The organism is Pseudoalteromonas sp. EB27 (genome assembly GCF_001974875.1).
GTDB lineage: Bacteria > Pseudomonadota > Gammaproteobacteria > Enterobacterales > Alteromonadaceae > Pseudoalteromonas.
This window is the reverse complement of sequence record NZ_MTQD01000002.1, coordinates 178776-191839: the sequence shown is the minus strand read 5'-3', so window position 1 is coordinate 191839 and position 13064 is coordinate 178776. Positions and strand designations below refer to the sequence as shown.

Here is a 13064-nt window from a genome sequence, read left to right as displayed (position 1 = left end):
GGATGTATTTAAAAGTGCTCGATAACCTTCTTTGCAAAGCCAGTACAAGTTAAGGTTGTCGAGTTATGAATTCGTGAGTTATCGGTGTGTTCTTGCGCTAAATCAAAGGTTACTTCACCGCTTTTAAATGTTTGCTCTAACGCATTTTCTATGAGTAGTGCGGCTTCGTTCCACCCCATAAATTTAAGCATTAATACCGCACTTAAAATACTACTGCTGGGGTTTGCTTTATTTTGCCCTGCTATACGTTCAAACGTGCCATGCGTAGGCTCAAAAAATGCAACATCGTTATTTAAATTTGCAGCGGGCATTATGCCAACACCGCCAACTTGTGCACTGAGCATATCCGCTAAAAAATCACCGTTTTGGTTAGTCGTCACCACTACATCAAATTGCTCTGGGTGCATTAAACATTGCTGCAGCATGTTATCGGCTATGACTTCTTTAATAATTAAGGGCGCTTGATGTGTTCGCTCTATTTGCAACCAACGCCCATTTTCATGTGCAGTGGCATTAAATTCGTTTTGTGCTAGTGCAAACCCCCAACGCTTAAATGCCCCATCGGTAAATTTAAGTACATTGCCTTTATGCACTAGCGTTAACGATTCACTATCGTTTTTTATTGCATAGTTAATGGCATAACGTACTAATCGCTCAGAGCCTTCTTTGGATATATTTTTAATACCAATTCCGCACTCTTGTGAAAACCTTAACCGGGTTACACCCATTTCCTCACATAAAAAATCGAGCATTTTTTCGCTTTCTACACTGCCTGCTTGCCACTCAATACCTGAGTACACGTCTTCGCTGCTATCACGAAGTACTGCTATGTTTGTTAAAAAAGGATTTTTTAAAGGAGAAGGAAGTGCGCTAAAGCCTTTTATAGTGCGCATATTTACAAACAAATCCATTTCTTGCCTGAGTGCAACATTAAGCGATCGAAATCCACCACCCAGTGGTGTGGTTAACGGCCCTTTTATGGCAATTTTACAGGCACGTACTGCGTTAATTGTTTCTTGTGGAAACCAATCACCGTCATACAGCTTTGCGGCCTGCTCGCCATTATAAACTTGCATCCAATGAATTTTCCGTGCGCTTTTATAGCAATGCTCAATTGCACTATCAACAACGTGGCGCATTACCGGCATAACATCTAGACCCACGCCATCGCCATCAATAAAAGCTATGATAGGTTCTAACGGTATTTGCCAGTCTCCTTGTGCATCAATAGTGATATTTTGGCCGTGCTCAGGAACTTGAATATGCTGATACGTCATGGCTAAAACCTAACTTAAAATAACGATTAATTGATTAAACCATGCTTAGCTAGGAGTGTCTGTATTTGTACTTTTATAGTTACTATCATTTTAAAAAATAAAGAATTAGGCGTGATTATTTATCCATTTAGTTGGTCTTGTATATTAGGATTTTCGTACCAGTTATTAAATTACAGTGGAGCATTTTAATGAAATTCTTTTTTGTACTGCTACTATCAATTAGCTCTTTTAACGCATTAGCCCTTGAAGTAGTCATACATAACCTTAGCTCGCTCTCAAGTAATGCTCAAAACACAGTATCTACATGGGTTAATCAAAGTGTTGAAAAAACACAAAATACACTGGGACCTTTAAAACAAACCACATTGCCTATTTATTTAAAACCACAATATTTTGCTTTTGAGCCTGTGCCTTGGGCTACAGTTAAACGCAATAACCCCGATGGGCTTGAACTACATATAGATCGCTACGCTAGTCTAAATGCATTCACTAAAGATTGGACGCTATACCATGAACTTTCGCATTTATACTTGCCGCTACTTCCCTACTCCGGTTTTTGGCTAAGTGAGGGTTTTGCCAGTTATATGCAAAACGTAATAATGCGTGACAGCGGTATAATTACCCAGCCGCAGTTTGTACAACGTTTAAATGCAGGATTTGATCGTGCCCGCCTGCAAGCCAAAACTAAAACACAGCCACTTAATAAGCTCTCTGCTGATATGTGGAAACAACGTGCCCAACAACGTGTTTATTGGACTGGTGCAGCTTTTTTTGCCCAGGCTGATTTAGAGCTACAAAAACAAGGGTTATCTGTGGCGGGTATAATAAAACAGTATCAAGTATGCTGTAGACCCGCTCGTTCAAATGCTAAAACATTTATAAAAGAGTTAGATAAGCTATCCGGTAGTAGCATTTTTTCAACGCTATATGCAAAATATAATACTCGTACTGATTTTCCTGATATTAGTGAAGAGCAGCTAAACACGCTTTAAAAGCTGCTCTGTTTTATATAGTTACTATATTCAACCAGTCCTTGCGCATTAAAATTAGTTGAACACTCATTCATAAAACCATGCGAAAAATTGGTTTTATAGCACTTAACATCCGCTTTGGTGCTTAAAGCTTTAATAACTTCATCAACATTAAAGTGCCCCTCACTTGCTGGAAATATGAACTCACAGGGTACTTTTGCGCTTAAATTTAAATTATGTCTAATTTGCGACGGATAAAAGCCAATTAACTTTTTAAGGTGTGTATTGCCTGTTAATAACTGTGCCCGCCATGCTGCACTTGCCCCTGCACTAAAAGCAATACACGTGGTTGGCACTTTTAAGCCTTCAAAGCATTTTTGAAGTTTGTCGGTGTATTTATCATGGCCACACTGCTGCATAAAATTATTATAACTATCTTGTTCATTTTCAATGACTTGAATCTTGTTATTGAAAGGGTCAACAATAACTATATTTGGACTAATTGCCTGTGATAACCTTCTTAAAGCAGGGGTTAAACCATAAATATCACTCACTATTAGGTAATTCATACTTATCCTTTGGTAACTAAAAATGGCTATTGTAAGCAGTTGATAAGATTTATTATAAATATTTTTACAAAAATAGCTTGCACACAATTTATATATAAGTTACCTTCCCTCTCTGGTTTAAAGAAACCGCCGCGGTTAACCATTTACCCTGATCCAGTAAGCCCCGCAAAACGTATATTTGAAAGCTAAGTTATTGTACGGCGAGAACCCCTTGAATAATACCGAGATGATTTTTTACTATCATCGCAAAAGTGTCATAAAGATCGTCAACACTGTAATGAAGCTAAACACAACATCGTTAATTTATTAACTGCAATTTGCTATAAAAATATAGCGCAGAATAAATAACAAGAATAAAGTGAGTTTTATTATGTCTTATAAATATAATGGGTCTATGATCCAAATCGCACATCCAGTGCAATCAATTTCAGTAAACAAACATCGTGTAATCTTTAGTGATACGCAAGGTTTAAAAAATGCATTGTTTCAAAAAGCGAGTGATGCGCGCCAGTTTGTTAAGTGGCTAAAAGCTAACTAAACAACACATAACTTTAATTGCCTTTTATTATTGCAATTATTGATAAGATATTATGCCAGCCTCGTTGCTGGCATTTTACTTTTTAGCTCTTTATTGGTTACAATAGTTTTACAATAATAATTACTGGTAGCTGTTGTAATGCTCCGTATATTTTTAACCTTTTTACTCTTTTTCAGTTTGAGCCCAATAAGTAATGCGAGAACCATAAACTGGCTAGCGCATGACTTTGCACCCTACTATATTTTAAATGGCCAATATCAACACCAAGGCCGCGACGAAAGCATAATTTCATTACTTGAAAAACAACTGCCTAATATTACCTTTAATCGAATGCTTATTCCCTCAGGTAAAGTAATTCAAGAACTGTCTAATAATTCACACAATACGTGCGCACTATCGCTTTATAAAAACGATTACAGAAAAAAGTATATTTACTTTACAGACGAGAGCTCAACAACGGGTCTTTCACCTTCAATTGCCATGCACAAGAGATTAGCCAAAGCGCTAAATATAGCGGACTCAAATGAAGTCTCGTTATTGGATTTAATACAAGATAAAAAACTAACTCTTGGAGTCTCTATGAGCCGCTCTTATGGCCAAGAGATAGATACATTAATAAACAGTACGCCCAATATAGATTTAGTAATTAGACCAACCCGCGATAGCCTAGCGAGCCTTACATATATGCTTAACCTAAAACGAATTGATATTTTGCTGGGTTACCCAAGCGAGCATTACTATTTAGCTAAATCAATGCACTTTGCAGAAAATTTAACGCAACGTCCATTAACCGAATCACCCGCGTTAAGTTATGGTTTTATTGGCTGTACTAAAAACGAGCAAGGCGCAGAAGACATTGCCATTCTTAATGAGCAGCTCAAAGTCATTAAAAAAACGCAGGCTTATAACGATTTGCTCATGCGCTGGTTACCTAAGCATTTAAGGCCGCTATTACAGTCACGTATTAATAGCGCAAAATAAGCAAATTCGAAGTCGCTTAATTTGAGTTTCTGTTAAGCAAAAAAAACGCCACAGTAAGTGGCGTTTTTATATTTAATAATGGTATTACTGACGAACGCCTTCTATTGATAAAATAATATCAACATGAGTAGATGCAGGTCCTAAGTTGTAATCAATACCGTAATCGGTAAGTTTAAGGCTGGTTTCGCCCTCAAAACCTACGCGATAGCCGCCCCACGGATCTTTACCTTCGCCAACTTTATCTATTTCAAAGGTAATAGTGTTAGTTACGCCATGCAGCGTAAATTCGCCGGTTACGTCGGCCTCTTCACCATCTTCATCAAATTTAATGCTCGTGCTTTTAAATGTCGCTTTTGGGTATTTATCCACATTTAAAAAATCTTTACCATGTAAGTGCTTATCACGCTCTGCATGGTTAGAATCAAGGCTTGTGGTATCAATATTTACCATAATCTTTGATGCATCAGGGTTTTTAGCATCATAACTAAATGTGCCGTCAAAAGTATTAAAGCGACCATATAACCAGCTGTAACCTAGGTGTTTAATTTTAAAGTTAACAGACGCGTGCCCACCTTTTGTATCAATTACATAATCAGCTGCATTAGCGGCTGTTGCCGATAACATCATTGCAGCCGAAACGGCTGTGCTTACTAATAGTTTTTTCATTTTAATCATCCTTTAATGGTTTGATCATTCTGATTAAGGTTTTATCTTTATCGATAAAGTGATGTTTTAACGCCCCTAGTGCATGAAGTACTGCAAACCCTATTAATGTGCATGCACCATAATAATGTACTTTTCCTGCAATATCGGCTTGGTCATCAAAAGCAAAATCAAGCGCTGATACGTTAAATAATGTAAACACTTCTATTGGACGTCCGTCTGCGGTTGATATCAAATACCCTGCAACAACAATAACGGCCAAAATAATATACATAGCAATATGCGCCGTATGCGCTAATTGGTTTATGCCTTTACTTTCACCTAATGGTTTGGGTTGTGTAGATAAAGCACGCCATAAAATTCTAAATAAAAATACGGCCACAAGCGTAATACCAATGCTCTTATGTAAATCGAGCGAGCCTTTATACCAGCTATCGTAATAAGTAAGCTCAACCATATATAAGCCCAAACCAAACAAGCCAAAAATAGTCAGCGCCATGAGCCAATGTAAAATAATGGCGACAAGCCCGTATGATGACGGTGTATTTTTAAACATGTGTGATTTCCTATAATGCTATGACGCTACAATATAGTGCACAGCCGTAAATGAAAATAACATTTACAAACACTTTACGTGCGTATACGCACAGAACTTTGATATTCAAAGTCAGTTTTAAAAGGAGAGGATTAAACAGATAAGTTTATAGGGTGGATTGCTCGCTTAAGCTGACATAAATTAAGCTCTCAGGGCTTACTTGCAAACAGGTAACAAGTCCTTCTTTAATGAGCTCTAGCATAGCAATAAAACTAACGACTACACCACTTCGCCCTTCATTTGGCGTAAAAAGCGCATTAAAAACCACCGCCGAATTTGCTTGCGATAATTGCTGTAATATTTGACTCATTCTCTCTCGCGTTGAGAGTACTTCGGCAGTAATTTGGTGATGCTCAAACGTTTTTGCGCGCGCCATTACATCACTCAACGCCAGCATTAAGTCTTTAAGTTCAAGTTCGGGGAGGTTTTGAGTTGTGTCTTCACGTATTGGCATAGCGGCATGCGCTATAAAAATATCACGACCAACACGAGGAATGTCATCGAGATTTTCAGCGGCTTTTTTAAATAGCTCATATTCTTGTAAACGCTTAATAAGCTCAGCGCGAGGATCTTCTTCCTCTTCTAGCTCTTCGTGTACAGGTAATAATAAGCGCGACTTAATTTGTGCAAGTAACGCAGCCATTACTAAATATTCACCAGCAAGTTCGAGTTGAAACTCGGTCATCATTTCAACGTAACTTACGTACTGCTCTGTAATACTAAAAATAGAAAGTTCGAGCACATCAAGCTTATGCTTTTTAATTAAGTACAGCAGTAAATCGAGCGGACCTTCAAAAGTTTCTAATATTATTTTGAGCGCATCGGGCGGAATGTATAAATCTTCGGGTTTGTCTACAACCGCTTTACCATGCAAAAAAGCCAGTGGCAGCTTTTGCTGCACTGGCTTTTCGATATATTTAATATCAGCGGTACTTTCGCTCACGCTTTATTACTCAAACGGGCTTGTATCACCACAGCCAACACGCAATATTTTAACGTCATCTTCCGACAGATCGATTACTGTTGTTGCTTGCTCTGGCAAATAACCACCGTGAATAATTAAATCAACATGCTTATCTAATCGCTCTAAAATTTCATCAGGATCTGACTCTGTAAACTGCTCACCAGGTAAAATTAAAGAACACGACATTAACGGCTCGCCAAGTTCGGCAAGTAACGCACAGGCTATTGGATGCTCAATTACACGCATGCCAATGGTTTTTTTCTTGTCGTTTAATAAGCGTTTAGGAACTTCTTTTGTTCCTTTAAAAATAAAGGTATAAGGCCCTGGCGTATTATTTTTAATAAGTCTAAATAATTGGTTATCTACACGTGCGTAAGTAGATAACTCCGATAAATCACGGCAAACTAGCGTAAAGTTATCGTTTTTTTCAATACCACGAATACGCTCTATGCGCTCTTTGGCTTGCTTGTTACCAATATTACAACCGATGGCGTAGCCCGAATCTGTAGGATAAACAACAACGCCGCCTTGTTTAATAATATCAACGGCTTGACTAATCAATCTCGGTTGCGGGTTATCAGGATGAATATGAAATAATTGACTCATGTTAATGCCCCTTCTTCTCCTTCCCAAGCTTGCCAAACACCTTGGCAGTCTTTAGGTAGGTATAAATTTTTGCCAAGCTCTAAATAGCTTGTCGGAAAATGAAAATCAGACCCTTGTGAGCAAAGTAATTCGTACTCACGACTGAGTTCACCTAAAAATTGACGTTCGCTTGGCGCCTGTTGAGGTTGTGCAACTTCCATTGCGTCCCCTCCTACACTTTTAAATTCTACTAATAACTTACGTAGCCACTTATTTGACATTTGATAGCTACTTGGGTGCGCAAGTACCGCAACACCACCAGCGGCATGAATAGCCTCAATGGCAGTTTGCATAGTGCACCAGCAGCTTGGTACGTAGCCTGTTTTGCCACGCCCTAAGTACTTTTTAAAAACACCCGGAAAATTTTTGGCAACGCCGCGCTCTATTAATGCGCGTGCAAAATGGGCACGTGTAATTTGCGCGTCTTTTGCCAGCTCTTTAGCTTGCTCGTATATGCCATCAAAGCCATTTTTTGCAAGGCGAACACCAATCTCTAGTGCACGCTCTTCTCGCTTTTGCTGCTGAGCTGATAATAAAGAGGTAAGGTCAATATTATTAATATCAATATTTAAACCCACAATATGAATTTCAAAACTTTCCCATTTGGTAGATACTTCTGTGCCCGTAATTAATGAAAGCGGTAATTTTTCGGCTTCAATAAATTGCTGCGCAGGCTTAATAGCCGCCACAGTGTCATGATCGGTAATAGCAAACACATCAATATTTTTATCAACAGCGCGATGCAATAATTCTTCAACCGTTAAACGCCCGTCTGAATGTGTGGTATGGCTATGTAAATCATATTTTATCAAAAGAAAACTGCTTAAAATTAAGGGTTAATGGTGTTTATGTAAGTATAACAACTTTTTTGACTAAATTGTTTTAAATAAACACTTGACACAAAAGCATAAGATACGTTTTACTGTAGTCACTTTCAGACACATTAAGAATTAACAATAATGATCAATTCAAACTTAAACACTATTTGGTGGTGGCACTCGTAATTATCGGGTGATGAATTGTCGTGTCTAACAAAAATTCAAAACCCGCAACTATGCGGGTTTTTTTATAACTAAATTTTACGAAACGTATACGTTAAAAATATTTAATAAATTTTGAGGCAGAAAAACATGAATAACGGTCTTACTCTTACACATCGTTGGTGGTGGCGCCTGATATAGCGGGACGGTAATGATCTGTTTGTAATTTAGATATCGTTATTCAAACCCCGCATTGCTAAAGCATTGCGGGGTTTAATTTTTTGAGGGAATGAGGTTTGATTTTTAGTCATATAACTACCACACCAGGCGAAGTAACAAGCATTATGCAAGTACGCGACTATATTAGTAGTCCTCTTGCATTATACGCGGCACTTGATAAGCCTAACTCACTACTGCTTGAATCGGCTGAGATTGATTCTAAAGACAGTGTAAAAAGTTTAATTTTAGTCGACTGTGCCCTGCGCATTGTATGCCAAGGTAAAACAGTAACCGTTACTGCAAAGTCAAATAACGGGCAGCAACTGCTTAGCTACTTACATGCTAATGTTAAAAGCTGTACAGCCACGCTAAACGATACAACACTAACGCTTAAGTACTTGAGTGCAAACAATGATATTGACGAAGCAAGTAAGTTGGTTGCAGACAATGCATTTAGCGCTCTTCGTACGTGTATTAACAGTATTAAAAGCACAACTAACAATCCATTTTCGTTATTTTTAGGCGGTGTATTTGCCTACGATATGGTAGCAAACTTTGAGCAGTTAAGTGATGTGCCTGATGGCGAAAACACATGCCCTGATTACGTATTTTATTTAGCCGAAACGCTAGTTGTTATTGATCATCAAAAACAAACAACTGAACTCATTGGTAATGTGTTTAATGGTCCAGACGTACATGCTAACTGCTTTGAAGTAGGTAAAGAGCTAGAACGATTAAATACACTTTGCGATAACGCAGCTGAATTTAGTGCAGATATGCAAAGCGGCGAGTGCGATGTGAGCGTTGATATAGACGATGCGACTTACTGCGAGCAAGTAGTAAAACTCAAAAAGAATATTGTTGATGGTGATATTTTTCAGGTAGTGCCGTCGCGTACATTTTCACTACCTTGTCCTGATCCCCTGCACGCTTATAGCCAACTTAAAAAGCAAAACCCTAGCCCGTATATGTTTTATATGCGCGATGAAGACTTTGCATTATTTGGCGCGTCTCCTGAGTCGGCCCTTAAGTACGACGTAAGTAATAAGCAAGTAGAAGTATACCCAATTGCGGGGACTCGCCCGCGTGGTAAATTTGCTAATGGGCAAATTAACCCAGACCTAGACAGCCGCATTGAGCTTGAACTAAGAAACGATCAAAAAGAGCGCGCCGAGCATTTAATGCTGGTTGATTTAGCCCGTAACGACGTTGCACGCATTAGCGTTGCAGGTACTCGCTTTGCTAAAGAGCTATTAAAAGTAGACCGCTATTCACAAGTAATGCATTTGGTGTCACGCGTTGTTGGTACACTCAAACCCGAGCTTGATGCACTGCACGCTTACCAAGCATGTATGAACATGGGCACGCTTGTTGGTGCACCAAAGGTGCGTGCTGCTGAGCTTGTTCGTCAAACAGAAGGTAAACGTCGTGGTAGCTATGGCGGCGCAGTAGGTTACTTAACCGGTGATGGCGCAATGGATAGCTGTATTGTTATTCGCTCAGCTTTTGTTAAAAATAACAAAGCGTATGTGCAAGCCGGTGCCGGTGTGGTGTTTGACTCAGATCCTATTTCAGAAGCAAACGAAACTCGCGCTAAAGCACAAGCGGTTATCACCGCCATAAAATCTACGTATAAGGCGGTATAAAATGAGCAAAGTAAATCCTATCAAAATCTATTTTTTAGATAACTTTGACTCATTTACATACAACCTTGTTGATGAGCTGACGATGCTTGGCTGCGAACTGGTTGTTTACAGAAACAACATTAGCGCTGAGATTATTTTTAACAAAATGCGCCAAGAGCAAGGCCAAGTGCTATTAGTACTTTCGCCAGGTCCTGGCACACCAAGCGATGCAGGCTGTTTAATGGAGCTTATTGAGCTCTCTAAAGGTCACTTTCCAATGTTGGGTATTTGTTTAGGCCAGCAAGCATTAACGCAAAGCTATGGTGGAGTAATCGGTCACGCGGGTGAAACCGTACATGGTAAGTCTTCAATTATTAATTTAGGCGATCATCCTGTATTTGATGGCATGGGCAATACAATGCCAGTTGCGCGTTATCATTCATTAATGGCAACAAAAGTGCCTGATAATATTAAGGTAATTGCCCAGTACGAAGATATCCCAATGGCTATATACCATCATGATGACAACGCATTGGGTTACCAGTTTCATCCAGAATCAATACTAACGCCAAACGGCGCAATGCTACTTCAGCAAAGTGTCGCTTACTTAACACGCGCTAAATAAAAGAGGACATTATGAGTACACAACCAGAACAACCCATAAATGTTCAACACGCTATTGAGCAACTAATTACTGGGCAATCATTAAGCTACGCAGACGCCAAAGCGCTTTTTGATGAAATAATGCAAGGTAATATGAGTGAAATTGAGCTAACCGCCCTACTTATAAGCCTTAAAATTAAAGGCGAAGTAAGCGACGAGATTGCAGGCGCTGCGGCCTCAATGCGCGAAAACGCCGTTGCTTTTACTACCAGCAGTACGCAACTTGCCGATAGCTGTGGCACTGGTGGCGATGGTTCTAACACAATTAATATAAGTACAACGGCTGCTATTGTAGCCGCTGCTGCCGGTATTAACATGGTAAAACACGGTAATCGCAGTGTATCGAGTAATTCAGGCTCAGCCGATTTACTCAAAGCACTGGGCATTAATATAGATATGAGCCCAGAGCAAGCGGCAAAGTGTCTTGAGCAAACCAATTTTACCTTTTTGTTTGCACCGCACTACCACAGTGGCGTACGCCATGCGATGGGCGTACGAACAGCGCTTAAAACACGCACTATTTTTAATATTTTAGGCCCACTTGCTAACCCAGCGGCACCTGATGTGCAATTGTTAGGTGTGTATAACGAAGCGTTGTGTATGCCAATGGCACAAACACTTAAAACCCTTGGCACAAAGCGCGCGATGATAGTTCACGGCTCGGGCACTGACGAAATAGCTCTACACGGCCCAACAACGGTAGTTGAGCTAAATAATGGCGAGATTACACAGTACACACTAAACCCAAGCGACTTTGACCTTGCAAACTATTCACTTGAACAACTCGCTGGTGAAGGCCCACAATACAACGCAAATGCTAGCCTCGCCATCTTGCAAGGCAAAGGCACAGATGCACATAATGCTGCTATTGTGGTTAACGTAGCTGCCCTTTTATACCTAACAGGTAAAGCAGAAACGTTAAAAGAAGGGGCAAAACAAGTACAAACATTATTAAGTTCAGGGCAAGCCATGAACACACTAAGTGCAATTATTGAGGTAAGTAATGGCTAATGTATTAGACAAAATTGTTGCTGATAAAAAATTAGAACTAATTGAAAGAAAAGCCACGCGTCCGCTTGAAAGCTTTAAGCATCTTGCAGTGCCTACAAGTCGTAGCTTTTATAAAGCACTTGCAGCACCTGGCACACAGTTTATTTTAGAGTGTAAAAAAGCATCGCCTTCAAAAGGGTTAATTAGAGACCCGTTTGATTTAACTGAAATTACCTCAGTTTATAAAAAATACGCTACCTGCATGAGTGTTTTAACTGATGCTAAATATTTTCAAGGTAGTTTTGATTACCTCGAATTTGTGCGCAGCCAAGTAGAACAACCGCTTATCTGTAAAGACTTTTTTATAGATGAGTACCAAGTGTACATGGCACGTATTTATGGCGGTGACGCTATATTACTGATGCTGTCAGTTCTTGACGACGAAAGCTATAAAGCACTGCATGCGGTTGCAGATTCACTTAATATGTCGGTATTAACCGAAGTAAGTAATGAAGAAGAAGTACACCGTGCACTTGCGCTTGATGCACAAATTATTGGTATTAATAACCGCGATTTACGCGATTTAAGCACCGATTTAGCCACTACCGAAAAACTACGAAAGCTTATTCCAGCTGATAAAGTGGTTATTTCGGAATCTGGCATTTACACCCATCAAGACGTAAAACGTTTAGCTCCATTATGCGATGGCTTTTTAATTGGCAGCTCACTTATGGGCGAGCGTGATTTAGAGCAAGCATGTCGCCGTGTGATTTTGGGGGACAATAAAGTATGTGGTTTAACGCGAACTCAAGATGCACAAGCGGCATATAAAAACGGTGCTATTTATGGTGGTTTAATTTTTCATCCTAAATCGCCACGCTATGTAGATTTAGATTGTGCAATAGAGCTTAGTAAAAGTGCACCACTTAATTTTGTGGGTGTATTTGTTGATGCCCCAATTGAGCAAGTAGTTCAATACGCAAGTGTGTTAAAATTAGCGGCAGTACAATTACATGGCCAAGAAAGTGACGATTACATTGCTGTCTTGCGTACACAGTTACCAAACGGCTGCGAGATTTGGAAAGCACAAGCAATAAAAGATGCATTGCCCACACCTGTAAGTGGAGTTGATCGTCATCTTTACGATACGCACAGCGATACTCAAGCCGGCGGTACAGGTAAAGCATTCGATTGGTCAGTGCTAAGCGATGCAACTACACCGTTTATGCTTGCTGGAGGCTTAAATCCAGACAATATTAAAGATGCGCTTTTAAAAGGTGCCTTAGGCCTTGACTTAAACTCAGGCGTTGAAGAATCTGCGGGTAAAAAGTGCCCTAACAAATTACATAATGCTTTTACGAGCATCAGAAATTATTGAGGTTAA

The 13064-nt window shown here is 39.5% G+C and carries 14 protein-coding genes; 7 read left to right on the top strand and 7 right to left on the bottom strand.

Annotated features, from left to right (window positions below; genetic code table 11):
• Positions 1 to 8: 8 nt before the first annotated feature.
• Positions 9 to 1277, bottom strand: coding sequence for an NADP-dependent isocitrate dehydrogenase (gene icd, locus BW142_RS03445; RefSeq protein WP_076923891.1), 1269 nt, complete (start codon positions 1275 to 1277; stop codon positions 9 to 11).
• Between the two features lie 188 nt (positions 1278 to 1465).
• Between icd and BW142_RS03440 the strand changes: the two genes are divergently transcribed.
• Entirely contained in the window at positions 1466 to 2269 is an 804-nt protein-coding gene (locus BW142_RS03440; RefSeq protein WP_076923890.1) for a hypothetical protein, read from the top strand.
• On the opposite strand, the gene BW142_RS03435 is transcribed toward BW142_RS03440, so the two are convergent.
• Positions 2266 to 2817, bottom strand: a complete 552-nt coding sequence (locus tag BW142_RS03435) for a hypothetical protein (protein WP_076923889.1) — start codon at positions 2815 to 2817, stop codon at positions 2266 to 2268. The two genes, BW142_RS03440 and BW142_RS03435, sit on opposite strands and share 4 nt — an antisense overlap.
• Positions 2818 to 3187: 370 nt before the next feature.
• Here BW142_RS03435 and BW142_RS20700 point away from each other — a divergent pair, with 370 nt between their 5' ends.
• Together BW142_RS20700 and BW142_RS03430 are read left to right on the top strand one after the other, a co-directional pair.
• On the top strand, positions 3188 to 3355 hold the full coding sequence (locus BW142_RS20700) for a hypothetical protein (protein WP_002961566.1): 168 nt from the start codon (positions 3188 to 3190) through the stop codon (positions 3353 to 3355).
• A 138-nt stretch (positions 3356 to 3493) separates the two neighbouring features.
• Complete coding sequence (locus tag BW142_RS03430) at positions 3494 to 4336, top strand: TIGR02285 family protein (protein ID WP_076923888.1); 843 nt, start codon at positions 3494 to 3496, stop codon at positions 4334 to 4336.
• Positions 4337 to 4420: 84 nt separating this feature from the next.
• Here BW142_RS03430 and BW142_RS03425 read toward each other — a convergent pair whose 3' ends face one another.
• The 5 genes from BW142_RS03425 to BW142_RS03405 form a co-directional block, all read right to left on the bottom strand.
• Positions 4421 to 5002 (bottom strand): YceI family protein, encoded by a 582-nt coding sequence (locus BW142_RS03425; protein WP_007582505.1) that lies wholly within the window; start codon positions 5000 to 5002, stop codon positions 4421 to 4423.
• Between the two features lies 1 nt (position 5003).
• Positions 5004 to 5555, bottom strand: a complete 552-nt coding sequence (locus tag BW142_RS03420) for a cytochrome b (RefSeq protein WP_076923887.1) — start codon at positions 5553 to 5555, stop codon at positions 5004 to 5006.
• A 145-nt stretch (positions 5556 to 5700) separates the two neighbouring features.
• A complete protein-coding gene (locus tag BW142_RS03415) occupies positions 5701 to 6537 on the bottom strand; it encodes a ScpA family protein (protein WP_083707545.1) in 837 nt (278 codons plus the stop codon).
• A gap of 6 nt (positions 6538 to 6543) precedes the next feature.
• Positions 6544 to 7164: an L-threonylcarbamoyladenylate synthase gene (locus BW142_RS03410; RefSeq protein WP_024599353.1), complete on the bottom strand. Its 621-nt coding sequence runs from the start codon at positions 7162 to 7164 to the stop codon at positions 6544 to 6546.
• Entirely contained in the window at positions 7161 to 8015 is an 855-nt protein-coding gene (locus BW142_RS03405) for a PHP domain-containing protein (protein WP_076923886.1), read from the bottom strand. Before BW142_RS03405 ends, BW142_RS03410 begins: the two co-directional genes overlap by 4 nt.
• Before the next feature lie 464 nt (positions 8016 to 8479).
• Between BW142_RS03405 and BW142_RS03400 the strand changes: the two genes are divergently transcribed.
• Genes BW142_RS03400 through trpCF form a run of 4 tightly spaced genes read left to right on the top strand, consistent with a single transcriptional unit; the run spans position 8480 to position 13058 of the window.
• A complete protein-coding gene (locus BW142_RS03400; RefSeq protein ID WP_076923885.1) occupies positions 8480 to 10048 on the top strand; it encodes an anthranilate synthase component 1 in 1569 nt (522 codons plus the stop codon).
• Position 10049: 1 nt separating this feature from the next.
• Positions 10050 to 10652, top strand: a complete 603-nt coding sequence (locus BW142_RS03395) for an aminodeoxychorismate/anthranilate synthase component II (RefSeq protein WP_076923884.1) — start codon at positions 10050 to 10052, stop codon at positions 10650 to 10652.
• 11 nt (positions 10653 to 10663) lie between these two features.
• Positions 10664 to 11701: an anthranilate phosphoribosyltransferase gene (gene trpD / locus BW142_RS03390; RefSeq protein ID WP_076923883.1), complete on the top strand. Its 1038-nt coding sequence runs from the start codon at positions 10664 to 10666 to the stop codon at positions 11699 to 11701.
• Positions 11694 to 13058 carry a bifunctional indole-3-glycerol-phosphate synthase TrpC/phosphoribosylanthranilate isomerase TrpF gene (gene trpCF, locus BW142_RS03385; RefSeq protein ID WP_076923882.1) on the top strand — a complete coding sequence of 455 codons (1365 nt, stop codon included), beginning with the start codon at positions 11694 to 11696 and terminating at the stop codon, positions 13056 to 13058. The genes trpD and trpCF overlap by 8 nt, the downstream gene beginning before the upstream one ends.
• Positions 13059 to 13064: the final 6 nt, after the last annotated feature.